General features: G+C 66.2%; 11 protein-coding genes. 1 reads left to right on the top strand and 10 read right to left on the bottom strand.

From position 1 onward, the window contains the following. Window positions 1-469 precede the first annotated feature (469 nt). Window positions 470-1,423, bottom strand: a complete 954-nt coding sequence (locus AB0H00_RS30350) for a C40 family peptidase (protein ID WP_357273038.1) — start codon at window positions 1,421-1,423, stop codon at window positions 470-472. A gap of 179 nt (window positions 1,424-1,602) precedes the next feature. Between AB0H00_RS30350 and AB0H00_RS30355 the strand changes: the two genes are divergently transcribed. Further along, window positions 1,603-2,670: a hypothetical protein gene (locus AB0H00_RS30355; RefSeq protein WP_357273040.1), complete on the top strand. Its 1,068-nt coding sequence runs from the start codon at window positions 1,603-1,605 to the stop codon at window positions 2,668-2,670. Between the two features lie 88 nt (window positions 2,671-2,758). On the opposite strand, the gene AB0H00_RS30360 is transcribed toward AB0H00_RS30355, so the two are convergent. The 9 genes from AB0H00_RS30360 to AB0H00_RS30400 form a co-directional block, all read right to left on the bottom strand. Further along, the gene (locus tag AB0H00_RS30360; protein ID WP_357273042.1) at window positions 2,759-3,046 is read right to left on the bottom strand and encodes a hypothetical protein; all 288 of its coding nucleotides are present in this window, start codon (window positions 3,044-3,046) and stop codon (window positions 2,759-2,761) included. A gap of 405 nt (window positions 3,047-3,451) precedes the next feature. Further along, on the bottom strand, window positions 3,452-5,326 hold the full coding sequence (locus AB0H00_RS30365) for a type VII secretion target (protein ID WP_357273044.1): 1,875 nt from the start codon (window positions 5,324-5,326) through the stop codon (window positions 3,452-3,454). Between the two features lie 281 nt (window positions 5,327-5,607). Next, window positions 5,608-8,058 (bottom strand): hypothetical protein, encoded by a 2,451-nt coding sequence (locus AB0H00_RS30370; RefSeq protein ID WP_357273046.1) that lies wholly within the window; start codon window positions 8,056-8,058, stop codon window positions 5,608-5,610. Between the two features lie 7 nt (window positions 8,059-8,065). After that, window positions 8,066-8,383: a hypothetical protein gene (locus tag AB0H00_RS30375; RefSeq protein WP_357273049.1), complete on the bottom strand. Its 318-nt coding sequence runs from the start codon at window positions 8,381-8,383 to the stop codon at window positions 8,066-8,068. Between the two features lie 35 nt (window positions 8,384-8,418). Next, window positions 8,419-8,787 carry a hypothetical protein gene (locus tag AB0H00_RS30380; RefSeq protein ID WP_357273051.1) on the bottom strand — a complete coding sequence of 123 codons (369 nt, stop codon included), beginning with the start codon at window positions 8,785-8,787 and terminating at the stop codon, window positions 8,419-8,421. A 29-nt stretch (window positions 8,788-8,816) separates the two neighbouring features. Continuing rightward, entirely contained in the window at window positions 8,817-9,527 is a 711-nt protein-coding gene (locus AB0H00_RS30385; protein ID WP_357273053.1) for a hypothetical protein, read from the bottom strand. Then, the gene (locus tag AB0H00_RS30390) at window positions 9,527-9,868 is read right to left on the bottom strand and encodes a hypothetical protein (RefSeq protein WP_357273055.1); all 342 of its coding nucleotides are present in this window, start codon (window positions 9,866-9,868) and stop codon (window positions 9,527-9,529) included. Before AB0H00_RS30390 ends, AB0H00_RS30385 begins: the two co-directional genes overlap by 1 nt. Window positions 9,869-9,944: 76 nt before the next feature. After that, complete coding sequence (locus tag AB0H00_RS30395) at window positions 9,945-11,408, bottom strand: PPE domain-containing protein (RefSeq protein ID WP_357273058.1); 1,464 nt, start codon at window positions 11,406-11,408, stop codon at window positions 9,945-9,947. Between the two features lie 30 nt (window positions 11,409-11,438). Beyond that, window positions 11,439-13,043: a hypothetical protein gene (locus tag AB0H00_RS30400; RefSeq protein WP_357273060.1), complete on the bottom strand. Its 1,605-nt coding sequence runs from the start codon at window positions 13,041-13,043 to the stop codon at window positions 11,439-11,441. Window positions 13,044-14,383: the final 1,340 nt, after the last annotated feature.

Below are 14,383 nucleotides of genomic sequence, written 5' to 3' on the forward strand. Positions count from 1 at the left end.
AGCGCTCGCACCCCCTCGGAAATTTCTTGCCGCTATTTAAGTGCACACTATTGAACGTTCCGACAGAAGAGGGTACTGTCTGAACACAGATCGTCAGTCCCTCATCCTGACGATCTGAACCCAAAGCAACGGCCGGTGGCACCGGCAGGCCACCGGCCGTTGCGAGGTACAGCGACAGTGGCGGGCCGAGCCCCACGCATGCAGCAGTGCGTCTCCACATGTACCACTCATGCCACTTCCCCATTTGCATTGGATTTCCCGTTTTTGGGAATGGCCCCCTGCGGTGCGGGCACGGTCAGTACAGAATTTCGCCCTTTCTTGGGCTTCCTGCCCAAATCCGCCCGCCACCATGCCCAGCACGGTTCCCGAATGTCGATATCCGAGTACGGGATACCGCGCACGTTGAGGAAGACGCGATCTCGCAGGGTCGGTCTATGGCCACGCGATGACCTCTTGCCCGGTTATCGACTCACAACACCCGCACGACAACGGCTTCACTGGGCATGCGTGACCACTTGACGGTCGAACCAGAGTGGGGCGCCTCGATGACCATCCCGTTGCCTGCGGCCAGCTGGACATGCTCGGGCCCCCTGGCACTGAACGACCCGGCGGGGAACACGAGGTCGCCGGCACGAACGTCCCCAGGGTGCACCCGGGCCCCGCTGTAGATCTGCTCGTAGGTGGTGCGCGGCAACACCACCTCGCCGTTGCTGGCCTGGGCGACGGCGTACTGGGTCAAGCCCGAGCAGTCGAATCCGCCGCCGCTGGGGCCGCCCGCGCCGCCCCCGCCCCACACATACGGCGTGCCGAGCCAGCCGCTTGCGGCGCGGACCGCATTGCTGCCCGCGGTCCCGTCGGAGGGCACCATGCTGCGACGCCGCAGCCGGGATGCGGATCCCGTCCGTGTCCTGGTCCGCGAGCGTCGCCTCCGCGCGGGGGTGCCGCGCCTGGCTTGCCGCGTCGGCGGTGTCGCCGGTGGCATGATCTGCGCCGCCTGCTGTCGTGCTGCGGCGACGTCGGCGTCGACCTGCTTGGTGGCATTGCTGATGGTGGTCTGCGCCGCGGCGAGCATAGCGGGACCGCTGAAACGCGTATCCGCGACCGAGGCGATCGCCTGTAAGCGCGACTGGAAATCCGCGATCTGATTGGTCAACCGGCCACGACCGTTGACCGTTCCGTCGCCCGATTCGCCCACGGCTTTGCGCACAATGCCGTCCTTGCCCGCGTGCGACTCCGCCACTGACTGTTGCATTCCCTGCGCATCGGAATATCCCAACGCGACCGCCCCCGTGTGCGCACGCAAGTCAGCGGCGAGGGATTGGTAAGCCTTCGCCGCCTGGCCGGCGTCGGGCTGTCCTTCGCCATACACTGCGAGCAGCGATCGAAGTACCCCGTCCAGGTCGTCTGTCAGTGCCGGTGCCATTCGACCGACTCGCTATCGCTCATCACCGACCGCCTCTCAACATTCTGCTAGCCATTGTGTCGCCTGGACCGATTCCTTCGTATTCCCAATCGTGGGTGGCGTGGTTGAACTCTGCAGCACTTCCCAAGCTCGGGAAGCCGGGACAATGGGGAAGACTTCTGAGAGGCGGTGGCAGCGGCATGGCACCAACACAGGCGGCGGATCCCAAAGCGGCGACGCTGGCGTCCACTCCCCTGGCGAATCTCGCCGCCGACGCGAAGCACGTCGCCACGGTGGAGCTGGATCCGCCGCCGGGCGCTTCGGCTGGACTACGCGCCTTCGTCGCGATGGGCGAAACCGCTATTCAGACCGCCGTCGATCTGCTCGGTCGTGGGATGCCGAAACTGCCCCCGGACGTCGGCGATCTCTTGGAGCCCGGCGTATACAAAACCCTCGGCGAGGGCGAAGCGAGCAAGGAATACCAGAAGACAGTCGACAAGGTCGAAGCCAAGCAGATGGAACTGCTGAAGTTCGACAATCAGGTCGTCAAAACCTCCGCCACGGTGGCCGCGGAGCAGGCTCAGAGCTTGAAATCCATCCTGGACATCGCGGAAAAACTGAAGGGTACGCTGAAGTCTGCGGGCATCATCAAAAAGCCCGAAAAACAGGAGCCCCCCTTACTGAAGGCCGTCGCAGACGCCGTGCAGCGGGTTTACGACAAAGTCGCCGCAGTCGCCGAACTCAACGAGAACCTGGCTAACGGAGGCGACGGCAAGAACACCGGCGGCGGTGGCGGCAGTAAGGGCGGCACACCCGCCCAAGGCGGTGGCGGTGGCGGTGGCGACATCGGAAGCATTCTGCAATCGCTGCTTCCAATGGTCGGGATGCTCCCGATGATGGCGATGCCACTGGCGCAGCAGATACCGGAGATGCTCCAAAAAGCCGAAGAAGACAAACAAAAGAAGGCCGAGGAGAACCAGACCGGTGGCACACCTCCGCCACCCGGGCAGACACCACCCCCAGGAGCTCCGAACGCCGCTGCGGTCCCCGCCGGCGCTCCAAGCGAGCAGAACCTGAACAGTGGCGCACCTCCATCGCCCGGCCAAACCCCACCCGCAGGAGACTCGAGCACCGCCGCGGCGCCCACTACCGCCGTACGCAATGCCAGTCGGCGGCGGCAGCCACCCGCCGAGGGACAGCCTGCGTCAACTGTCCCGTCGGACGATGTCGAACCGGCTCCAGAACCGAGCCCTGCGACCACGGCATAGTCGGCGCTCGCGGATGCCAGCGCCGAACATGCCGCCCAGAGGGAGCCGACTCGAGGTCATGTCATAAGCATGGAGCGACCGCACGGCGCTACTTCAGACCCGCCCAGGGCGCGGAAACAGCAGCCGGTGTCGACGGCGTAGTCAGCGTCAGTGCGCTTTCGCAGGCGCCGGCAGTCGGCACGGGTCGTTCGAGTCGGCGCCATGCGGGTGAAAGAAGCCCCTTGAAGTAACCGTAATCGCAGTACCCACCGTCCGGTGGATGGTTGACCATCTGGCCGTCGACGATGGCTGGTGGCCCGTTGTCAGTCACCATGAGCAGAACGGTGCGGTCGTCGACCGCCGTGTGACCACCGACGAGCCGCCTGCGCGAAGCCATCCGGCGACCTCATCTATTTCGCGAGCCGGGAATCTCGGTGATCAGCTGGAAGACGACATGCTCCAAGTGCTTGTCGTACGCACGGTGAAGGCGAATCACTGTTGCCTTTCCGTTTTCCGGTATTCGCCTCCGCGGGAATCCGTTGTGCCCTGCGAACCGACTCAGGATCCTTTCGTGAGCCTCGATGCCGTGCTCCGCCATCGCCACCCGCCAAAACCTCGATCCTTGCGTTGCGGTCACGCCGGAACCGCTTTATAGATTCGACAGATCCGATGTGCTCGGCACAAGCATTGACCTTTCAGCGCGTACTGACCGGTGTTCCAGGCAGTCGAAACCTCAGGCTCTTATCACCGTTTCCGAACGCAATTCATGGAACAGAGGCTCATGGCTTTCTCGCGAAAGCTCTCACGACCGCTCTGGTGGTGCGACCGGGGGCGGCGTCGACGGCGCGACCACAGCGCCCTGTGGCGGCCCTCCGGCAACCTCCGGTGCCGTGACAGACGCGACCGCAGGACGGGCGACACGCTCGGGCTGCACGGCGGTCGTGACCGGGGCCGGAGTCGAGACGAACTGTGGATGCTCGGTGATCTGTTCGTGCGCGTACACCGCGTCGCGCAAGCTCTGCCTGCTCGATTCGTTCGCCAGCAACAGCGCCAGCTCGTTGCAGCGGCGCTCGAAGACCATCGCGCGCAATGGCGAAACGCCCGTGTCGACCCGCAATTGCCCGATCTCGACCCGGCCCACGTCTACGCGTTGCCCGAGCATCGCGGCCGCGAGCAGATCATCGGCGTCGCGCAATTCGTCCCACAGTGCGCGCGGCACCGCCTTTCCGGCCTGCACCGCCGCGAGGATCCGTTCCCGCACCTGCCGCGATGCGGCGGCCTCAGGGCGAACCGGCCCGGACCGGCCCACCTGCGCGTGTGCGTCGGCCGCGAGCTCCACACAGCGCGAGCGGACCTGTGCATCCGGGACCCCGGACACATGTTCCAGACCCGCGATAGAGCCGGTCAAGCCGAGCCGGTCGGCCGTGTCGGGTGTGAACTCACGCAGATCGACGTCGTAGGACGGGCCGACGAGTCCTTCCATCGCCGCGTCGCTGAACCGCGAACGCAGGCCGGGATCGATCGGCCCCGAGGACACGAGCGCCGACAGCTGCGCGTTGGCCTTCGCACCCCAGGCCAGCCCGAACTCAGCGAGCACCCGAGCTGGGTCGGAGACCCCTTCCCACGGGGATCCGCCGCCATCGGCGTCGGCAAGCAGCTCGTCCCACATCCAGGGAGTGGAAACCTCACGCGGCAAGAACAATCCGGCGGGCATCCACCCACGGCCTTCGTTCGAGCTGATGAACACGCCCGCGCCCGCAGGACCGCGCATCACCGATACCGACCAGGCCATTCCTACCGGGGAATCAACGGCCGCGAGCACACTGCCGAGCAGGGTTCTCGCCAGCACCAAATCGTCGTTCACCTGGCTGCCGACGACGTATGACGGCTCGGCTTCCTTGTCCTTGGCCGACGCGACGGCCGCGGAGAACGGAGTCGAGACCGGGAGTGGCATGGGTGCCAGGTCGGGCCGGCCGGTCGCGCCAGTTGGCGGCTGCCCCGATCCCCGGTCGTCCGTGGACGAGTAGACGGGCCCGGCCGCGGCGGGGGGCATCCCCGTCGACGATGGCGCCGTTACGCCAGTGCTCGACCCGTTCGACGTGGTACCGGTGACATTCGGCGTTGCGCCCGTTCCCGCCTGATCCGTCGACACCGTGCCCGGTCCGGATACTCCCGGAGTCGACGGTGTCGCCCCGTTCGGGCCACCTGGTGTGGTGCCGAGAGGATTTTGGGTGGAGTCGGGGCCGACCGAGGTCGGACCGCCACCCGGCGGAGGTCCCCCCGGGGGAGGCGTGAACGGTGCCGTCGGACCGCTCGGACCGCTCGGATCGGCGGACGTCCCGGCGGGAGCCGCCAGGGATGGGTCACTTTCACCGGAGTGCCGGATCCGCGAACCGAAGTCCTCGTCTGACTGTTCGTAGGCGTCCGCGGATGCGCGTAACGAGTCGGCGGTGCGATCGTGTTCACTGGCCAGCGCCTCGCCGGCGCGCTGCCGAGCGTCGTAATACTTCACCAGCGCCTCGTAGACCGGGTGAGCGATCTTGCCATAGGTGGGCAGGAAGTTCGCGAGCCATTCCGCCGGCGGTTGCGCCCATTCACGGGTATCGCGAGCGACCTGGTCGTGTTGGTTTGCCAGCTGGCGTAGCACCGCAGGGTCGATATCCATGCTGTTCGGCATGCTAAATCAGATCCTTTCCCACCACCGATCTCTACCATTGTCGATCCTTCCCACATCTGGGGAGATCAACGAGCGTCACCACCTGCATCGCCGCTGCAATTGATTGCGCCACAACGCTTTTCAAGTCACACCTGAACTATTATCCCTTCGGCACGCAGTCGACTCTCAGTACCACCAGAGATACCCAACGAAGGCGCCCGCCAGGGATCGGCCGCCGAGCCGATGTAGGTTCCCGCGACATGCGGACCAGATTTCGACCGGCTCGTAGAGCGCCTCCCGATTCAGCGCCCCGGGCCGGCCGTGATGGTCGGACGACGAGCCTGCTCGGCGGCGGGCCCAGGAGCCGGGGGTTCGACGAATGTCGGGTGTCCCACGATCTGCGCGTGCGCGTACATCGCGTCGCGCAAGCCCTGCCGCGTCGGTGTACTCGCCAGCAGCAGCACGAGTTCGTCGCACCGCCGTTCGAAGACCATCCCGCGCAAGGCACTCAGATCCGAGGTCGATCGGCCGTCGGGGTGGTCGGATCGCAGTTCGCCCAAGCCGACTCGGGACACGTCGGCGCGCCGCGACAACATCGACGCGGCGAGCAGGTCGTCGGCGTCACGCAGTTCCTCCCATGACTCCGGTGCCACCTCGCGGCGTTGGCGCAGTGCGGTGAGAATTCGCTCGCGCGCGCTGGGTGCTCCCAGGGATTCCGGAGAGCCCAAGCCCGCCTTGTGTACTCGAACGTGCGCGTCCGAGGCCAATTCCCAGCATCGCGAACCGAGCTCGGCCTCTGGTGTGGCCGCGGCGCGGTCCAACAGGGCGGGCGCTCCAACCAAGCCGAGCCGATCCACCAGGCCCGGTCTCGGCGCACTCAGGTCCATCGCTGACGAGGCGCCCACCTCGCCCTCCATCGGCAGCTCTCCCAACTGCCGACGCAGATCCGCGTCGATCCGCCCGGACGACACCACCGCCGACAGTCGAGCCCCGGACTTGCGTCCCCAGGCCAGCCCGAATTCGGCGAGCACCCGCGCCGGGTCGGCCACGCCTTCCCACGCGAATCCGTCGGAGACCTCCCAGACCCACGGTGTTGACACCTCACGCGGTAGATACAGTCCGGCTGGGAACCAGCCACGACCCTCGTTCGACGTCACGAAGGCACTGACACCACTTTGATGCCGCATCACCGAGACCGCCCAGCCGAGTCCGACCACGGACGCACCGCCCGCGGCCAGCACCCCGCCCAGCAATGTGCGCGCTAGTACCAAGTCGCCATTGACGCGCTCGCCGAGGACGAACGACGGGGCCGCCGCCGAGTTCATCGCCGCGCCGACCACACCGCGAATCAACTCGTCGCTTCCGTCGGCATCGTCCGGTCCGCCCACACGCTGACCGGTCCGATTCGGTGGTGGAACCTTGACAGTGCCGGTGGAGACACCCGACGGCGGCGCTGCCGGACCCGCAGTGACCTTCGGGACCGCGGAAGGGCCCCGGGCTTCGACCGGTGGAGCCGTCGGCTTGGCCTGGATCGGCGGCGGTCCCGAACCCGCCTGTGCGGCCGGAGCCGAGACAGTCGGTCCGGCATGAGCGGCCGGTACAGCCGGTCCCAGGAGGACAGGAGGCGGCAGCGCCGACGCCGTCGGATCGGCTGTGGACGCGGACCTCATGGTCAACGATTCGAGCCCGGCATCGTGGTAGGAGTCCGCGGCGGATGCGACCGGAGAGTGATCAACACGGGTCGCGGTCTCCACGGGGTCGACCGACGTAGCAGAATCGGCGCCCTCACTCGTGACATTTCGTCCCGCACCAGTAGGCTCGGTCTCCGCCGCATGCGCGCGCGACGGTCCACCCGCGGCGGACAAGCCCGATCCGTCATCAGGGACGGCGGCGGTCGGCGCATACCCCGCCGGGGTAGTCTTTCCGCCGGGCGCGAACGTCGAGGGCGTGGAAGTCGGCGACGGTGAAACGGGAGATTCGCCCTCCGCCGGAAGATCATTCGGTGTTTCCCCGAAGTCAGTACCCGGCAGCAGAGGGTCGACCAAGTCGAGCTGCGGCTGGTCGCCGGTCAGGTCCGGGAACAGCGGTAGCGGGAAGCCCTGCTCTGGACCATGCTGTGCCGGCGGCCCGCCATGGTGCGGGGAGTCGGAATGGTCGGTGGCGGGCCGGTGCGGCGAGTAGTCATCCGGTCCACCGGGACGCCCCGGCATCCAAGGACCGGGCTGACCGAGTGCGTCAGCAATTCGGGCCAAGCTGGGTAGGCCGAGCGGGCTGATCGAACCCAGCGCGTTCTGGACGACGTCTTCGACGTCCTCCCTTGCCTCGGCAATGTAGCCAGGAATCCGGTCTCGGATGGCCGAGGCGTCGGATTCGTCCTCCTCTGCCGCGGCCTCCCGTGACGTGGCCTGGATCTTCGAGGTGGCGTTTTCGACAATGTCCAGAATTTGGTTTCGGGTCCGGTAGACCAGATCGGAGAAGTCCCGGAAGGTATCCGCCGCAGCCTCCAGCGCATCAGCGAACGCCTGCGGGTTTCCGCCTTGGCGCACCATGTCGTCCTTGACCGGCTGCAGGCCGACACTGGAACGCACACGGTCGTCGAAGTCACGCCGCTTGCTCTCGACATCGAGGAGGTCGAGCGCCGAGCCGCCTTCGCGCGCAAGGCGTTCCAGAGCGTCCCAGTCCGCCGGGGAGATCACCGGCCAGTTGTCGCCGACGATCTCGTCCCAGTACGGGCTGTTGCGCTCCGGTTCCATCGGCGAATCAGAGCAATTCGGTGCGACGTACTCGGGCGCCGCCGGCGCGGTCCTCATGCTCGTATGTGCTGGACACCTGGTTGGTGTGCTGGTCGGTCGCGGCCGCGCGGCGGCGGTTGGCTTTCACGGCACGCTCGAACGTGGTCTTCATCCAGTCCGTGTGCTTCACGAGTCGGCGGTCGATCTCCGACTCCGGACGCCGGGGCAGGTCGAAGCGATTCGAGACCCCTTCGGCTTGGCCGCCGACCGTAGTGAGCGAGGTCGCCCACTTGGCCTGCGAGGCGACCACCTCATGGGGCTCGTCGATATCCAGTCTGTCGGTCATGTCGGTGTCCTGTCTCAGAGTTCGATGGTCGGTACTCAGGCGTCGCGCCTGCCGAACTCCGACTCCTCCATGGCGCGATACGAAGCCTCGGTCGGCAGATCGAACGAATCGATCGTGTAAGAACGGGTCCCCTTGTACTCCATCTCGGCTCGCAGACCCACGCGTGATTTCATATGCGCCAGCCGGGCGAGCCGAACGATCTCGGCAGCCAGCCAGGTGTCACCGTTGTCGCGGGCATCGTCGGTGATATGCAGACCGATGATCTCGCCGTCCCGGTCGCAGCCGACACCGGCGGTGTGGTCGGGGTTGAACACCTCGTATGTCATGTTTCGCCAGTCCGGCGGCGCGGTGTCGAAGTCGTCGGGTTCGAAGTCGTCCATGTCGATCGGTTGCATATCGGTCATCGGTTGCTCTCCGAGAATCGTTCAGCGGGTCAAGAATTGATCGCAAGGCCGGTATCCGGCGTGTCGATCGCATCATCGGACGAGGATTCCAGTCGCGCCGCCAGCGCGGACCACGCGGAATCATCGATGCGCATGACCTGGCGCAGCTGCCAGAATCGGGCGCCGAGGTACATCTCCCCCGTGCCGTCCGCGGCGACATCGAGATGATCGGGACCGTCGGCGGTCGCGTTCAGGGTCACCGCCGTGACCGGTGGACGCGTGTCATCGATGTTGACCAGGGTGGCGCCGCCGCCGGGAATGAAACTCTGGCGCAGCCGGGCACTGCTGCCGATCGCAACATCGGAGCTGTTGGTGGTGATCGTGACCTCCGGATTCAGCAACAGCTGCATCACCCAAGACCTGGCAGCTTGCTCTGGGCGGTCGGCATTGATCGCGATGGCCAGGGTCGCTGCCAGATCGATGACGAGCACCGTATCCGCGGCCGTGACGCCGACGACAACGAGACGTTTGGCGGTGCCGACCGGATAAGGAAGGTCATCGGCCGCCAGTGACACCACATCCGCACCGACCCCGGCTCCGGTCGCGGGATGTGCGGAGACGGTTCCGGTCCCCACATCGATCGTGTAGGCGACAATCGTCTCCGAAGTGCTGCCCGCGACCCCGGCCAGGCGCACCAGCCCCTCGTCGTGCAGCCACCGCACCGTGTCGGCGACGGTGACCTCCAGCGCCGGCTCAGTCATCAGGCCTGCCCTGGCGCAGCGACGGCCGATTCGGGCTCGTCGGATGTTGCCGGGGTGTCCATGATGCTCTGGTACTGACGCGCCGCGTCCGCGGTGCTCTCGCGAATAGCGGCCATGATCTCGCTGACCAGTTCAGGCCCGGTGAGCCGCGCGGCGGTGCCCGGTGCCAGGTAGAGGTCGGTCAGCCTCCCCATGGCGTCGACTTCGGGGATGACCGCGCCGCTCGGCGAGGGCCGCCTGGCGCGGATGTTGTCGATTCTTTCGCGCATGTCGGCGATGCGGTGCCGCAGGTCGCGAGCGGCGTCCAAGGCCGCCTGCACGTCCGGGTGGATGGCGCTCATGACTCCACCTCGCTGACGCTCGGCTCCGTCATGACTGCCACGGCAGCTGTGCCTATTGTTCGCTCGCTGCGCTCACTCATGCGTTACCTCCGGGTTGTGTCGGGGTCTGGTTGGCCGGCGTGGGCGTCGGCGGCGTCACGGTCGGGGCGATTGTCGGCCGCTCGCCGATAACCAGCTCGGTGTGCGGCGTGTTGTCGACGTACATCAGTCGGTCGGGATGCCATGCCACGACACGGTTACGTTCGTTGTTGCCGCCGCCCGCGCCACCCATTCCCGGCGACATCGGCATATACGGCATCATCGGCGAACCGCCACGCGAGGCGGCCGCGGCGTTGCCTGAGGGCGCCCCCAACGGCTCGAGCACAGGGGCGCGCGGCATAGACGAAGCGCCGCTCGAGGAGGCGACCATCGGCATGGCGCCGACCTGGACGCTTTGGGCGTCGACGTCCGGGATACCTGCGTCTGGGCTACTTATCGGCATCCCGCTGGGGCTGCCCGCTCCGAGACCGCTCGGGACGCCGAGCCCGTCGTAACCGTACTCGTCGAGGCCGTAGTCGTCGTAGCCTTCGGCCGAGTCCTGGCCGAGTTGACTCATCGGCATTCCGGCCGAGGCCATCGCGCTCATCAGCGCGGGCAGCATGGAACTCAGGGCGCTGGTGTCACCACTACCACTGCCACTGCCACTCTCGCCGCCGCTGTCACCTGCCGGAACCTTCGAGTTGACCTCGGTGGAATAGCCGGTGATCGTCTCGAACGACCGCGCGTTCTGCTCCTCGAACTTCGCCAGCGCCGCCTGGATACCGGCCTCGTTCTTCGAGCGCATCGCGGCGAGGAGCTCCTTGCGTGCCGCGATGATCTCCTCCGGCGTGGGGTGTTTCGCCTTCGCCGTCCGGAATGCATTGCTGTAGGTATCTATTCCGTCGGCCAGCATCCCTAAGCCGGTGCCGAGCTGGTCGAGCCAACCGCGATGCTGTCCGAGTTCGGCCGCGGCCGCGGCACCGACCGGCTCCCAATTCTGCATCGCCCGCGCCGCGAGATCGACGCTCTCGGTGGCGGCCAGGTGCTGGCTGCCGGTGAACTTCCGGATCGAATCCGCGAATCCCGTTGCGGCACCCGGACCGGGACCTGTGTGCAATTGCCGGGCGAACGCCAACGGATCGATGGCTCCTCCGGCGGCGGGAAACGACATCGTCGGCGGCCGCCGTTGGCCGACCTCCTGGAACTCCCCTACCGGATTGTTCACCACGTCGGAGCCACCGCCGCCGATTATGCGCCCATTGCGCTCATCGGCCTCGGTGTACTCGGCTGCCGCGGCACCGATGTTGTGTGCCGTGCGTTGAACCTCGTTGAGAACGCCGATCATTCCGTTGAACAGCGACGCCGCTTGTGCGTTGAGCTGCGGCACTGCCCCGGCCGAGATCGGGTCCGCCCCTGCGGGCACGACCCATCCGCCGGGCAGCGCCGTACCGGTCTCGCGCGCCATCGCAGCGAGCTTCGACGCCGCAGCGACGAGTTCCTGCGGATCGACATTCAGCGCCATCGCGACCTCCTCTCCTCATCTGCCACACGATCAGGCAGGTGCCGCGATAATCGGCACTGCCGCGTTCGCGGACTGATCGGGCGTGCCCGGCGTAGCCGGGGGCACATCCCCATCCTTCGGTGCGCTCAACTCGATGCCCTTCGGATGGGCGAACCCGGCGAACTGACCGAATTCTCCTGCGCTGTCGTCCATCTCCGGAACGAAGGGTTTCAGCTGGCCGTTGACGACTGCCTCCAGCGTACCGCCCTCGTCGGAGCCGAAGACCACCAGAATCGCGCTACGCTTGTCCCACGTGGCGACGTCGCCGGTCATCAGCTGGTACGGATCGACCCGGTCACCGATCTGCTTCTTATCCGACCACTTGGCGGGCGTCTTCTCGTACGCCTTCTGCGCGTCGGTGCCGCTGGCGTTGCCGAACGCCGCATCCAGGGCTTGCGCGACCATCGCGGAGACCTTCTGGGTGCGACCATCGGGGAACGTGTAGACCACGCTGCCGTCCGCACCCGGCGTGCGACCGGGAGCTCCGACAGGCCCCGCGGGGCCCGTGCTGGCCGGCTGCGCGTGATGCGCCGCGGTCGCCGCGACAGCAGGCTGCACCGCGGCAGGCTGCGCCACCGCCGGCGTGGCAACCGGCGGAACCACCGGAGCGACGTGGTCGTCGAAGCGCCGCGGGTCCAGCTCCGCGCGCCGGTTGTTCAGGTCCTGGTCGGCCATATTGCGTGCCATCGCCTGCTGCATCATCATCGGCAGCATCGAGCTCATCATGTCCATGCCGGAGCCCATCGGCGACGCTGCGCTCGCGGGCTGCACGGCAGGCGTGGTCGGTGTGGTGGCATCCGTCCCCCCGAGATCCCCTATCGAACCGGGCGTTCGGCCGTTCGTACCGGAGTTGTCCAGGTCGGTCGGCGATGTTGGCGATAATGGGTCCCCGAGGCCGGTGCCATCGTCCAAACCATCCAGGCCGGGGGGGAAGAGGTCCTGGCCTACATCAGCTGGGTCCGCTTCATACGGGGGGGTAGGCGGTGGCTGGGGGATGTCAACGGGATCCAACAACTTCTTCTGCAGGTCTGCTTTTTCCTTTTTGAGCTTCTCCAGCTCCGCCTTCACTCTTTCCAACTCGGTCGTGTCGCCACCGATGTCGCCACCTATAGCCTCTTGCGCCTTCGTCGCGTCGTTCATCGCCTGCTCGCCTGCCTCGAGCGCCTGCGTAATGTAGGTGAGGATGTGCTCGTCCTCACTCATCCCGGCCGGCGGAATAGTCGGCGCTTGCGCATTCACGAGATCGATGATGCCGTTGATCGCTTCCTTCCCACTCTCACCTTCCTTGTCTGCTTTCCGAATCTTCTCCACCAGACCCATGCTCGATTCATAGAGGGCAGTGAATGCATTCTCCAGCGATAGCGCAGTGACGGCATAGTTGGCGAAATGGGCCTGGTCGGCACCACGCACCTGCGGAACCAGCGGCGGCTTCGGCGGTTTCTTTTTTTCACCCTTGCCGAAACTCTTCCAGTAAGCATGAAAGCGCGTCGGCAATTTCAAGTAGAAGTCTTCGGTCGCTTGGGAAAAATTGTATGCTGGCGGATACCCACCACCGGGTGGGTGCATATCCGGCATCAGCATCTTGTTCATTTCCATAGAACGCGCGCCTAGGCCGAAACAGCTTCAGGTTGAGGTTCGATGATCTTGGTCGGCAGCTGGTCGGCGTAGCTGAGCGGTTTATTCCTGTCCCAGACTTGGTTACCCAACCCGGTAGCGAGGCCAGCGGTAGTGGCACCGAGCCCCAGACGGGACATCGACATTCTCGCCCACTCCCCTCTGAACGCCGCATTACCCATACCCCTTGTGACGAGGGCCTCCCCGCCTTCCCTGAGGCCGGACAGAAGCCCTCTGGCCCCACCTCCCGCAAAACCACCTGGGATGGCACCCAGCGCCCCGCCCACCAACGCGGACTCGAGCCCGGCACTCATCGCATCACCAAAACTACCGCCGTTGAACCCAGTCTCCGCGGCAGACCACAAGCCGCTCACCGCGCCACCCAGAAGTGCGCCGCCGACGGGACCACCGAAGGCGAACCCCACCCCACCCGCTACACCTTGGACAACGGTCTGAGCGAAGTCCTCGAAATCTAAATCTATGCCGAACATTCGATCACCTGCTCGATGAGGCGTGGATGGGTGTGTGGGGCAGTCGGATGACGTGGCGCGATCCTGCTCGAGCGCTCTGCACCGTCCCTACGGCGACGCCGCAGGCCGGGTCGGCTTTGTCTATCACGGCCAGATCCGCCTTCCGATCGAGTACCCCGCTCAGGACCGGGAAGTCCGACCTCCCGACGCCATCCACGAGGCTCCTTCCCGAACTCGCTTTTATTGTCAGCGATTCCCATCTATGGGAACCGGCATCCTGGTCGAACCGGTCAAGATTAGTCTCTGACACGTACACTGACGTGCACGAATCGCCGTGGCCGCCAGGTTGTTCCAGCCGCCGGTGACCACTGTAGGAGGAAGTAGCGGATGAGCCTCCGTCACTTACTGCTCGAATGCGCCGCTCGGCAGCCCTTTACTTCCCGAGTGCGCCGGATGCCAGAGGTGTGCCATGACGAGCGCTGAGGTCTGGCCCGCCGAGGTCGAGGTCGACGCGAACCAGCCCGGGACAGCGGACGATCAGCAATCCGGGCCGGTGACGCCGTGGTCGAACCGGCCACAGCAGCGACCGGGTGCGGGTGCGCCGGGGCAACCAGGTGCGAACGGTGCTCCGCCGACGGCCCCGGGGCAACCAGGGACGTCTACGTCCGGCCAGTCGGGTGTTCCGGGTCAGCCCGGTCCCTCGAATGGTGTTGGTCAGCCGAATGGTGTTGGTCTGCCTGGTCAGTCGGGTGCGGTTCCTGGTCAGCCTGGTCAGCCGGTTCCGGGTGCGCCGGTACCTGATCAACACGCTGCGCCGGGTGGTGTGGTGGCTCCGCAGGCGGGGCAGGCGCC

Source organism: Nocardia sp. NPDC023852 (genome assembly GCF_040639505.1).
Classification (GTDB): Bacteria; Actinomycetota; Actinomycetes; order Mycobacteriales; family Mycobacteriaceae; genus Nocardia.

Excerpts from the sequence above, each read along its gene's own strand:
- AB0H00_RS30350 (WP_357273038.1), bottom strand. The coding sequence starts at position 1,423 with ATGGCACCGGCACTGACAGACGACCTGGACGGGGTACTTCGATCGCTG.
- AB0H00_RS30355 (WP_357273040.1), top strand. The coding sequence starts at position 1,603 with ATGGCACCAACACAGGCGGCGGATCCCAAAGCGGCGACGCTGGCGTCC.
- AB0H00_RS30360 (WP_357273042.1), bottom strand. The coding sequence starts at position 3,046 with ATGGCTTCGCGCAGGCGGCTCGTCGGTGGTCACACGGCGGTCGACGAC.
- AB0H00_RS30365 (WP_357273044.1), bottom strand. The coding sequence starts at position 5,326 with ATGCCGAACAGCATGGATATCGACCCTGCGGTGCTACGCCAGCTGGCA.
- AB0H00_RS30370 (WP_357273046.1), bottom strand. The coding sequence starts at position 8,058 with ATGGAACCGGAGCGCAACAGCCCGTACTGGGACGAGATCGTCGGCGAC.
- AB0H00_RS30375 (WP_357273049.1), bottom strand. The coding sequence starts at position 8,383 with ATGACCGACAGACTGGATATCGACGAGCCCCATGAGGTGGTCGCCTCG.
- AB0H00_RS30380 (WP_357273051.1), bottom strand. The coding sequence starts at position 8,787 with ATGACCGATATGCAACCGATCGACATGGACGACTTCGAACCCGACGAC.
- AB0H00_RS30385 (WP_357273053.1), bottom strand. The coding sequence starts at position 9,527 with ATGACTGAGCCGGCGCTGGAGGTCACCGTCGCCGACACGGTGCGGTGG.
- AB0H00_RS30390 (WP_357273055.1), bottom strand. The coding sequence starts at position 9,868 with ATGAGCGCCATCCACCCGGACGTGCAGGCGGCCTTGGACGCCGCTCGC.
- AB0H00_RS30395 (WP_357273058.1), bottom strand. The coding sequence starts at position 11,408 with ATGGCGCTGAATGTCGATCCGCAGGAACTCGTCGCTGCGGCGTCGAAG.
- AB0H00_RS30400 (WP_357273060.1), bottom strand. The coding sequence starts at position 13,043 with ATGGAAATGAACAAGATGCTGATGCCGGATATGCACCCACCCGGTGGT.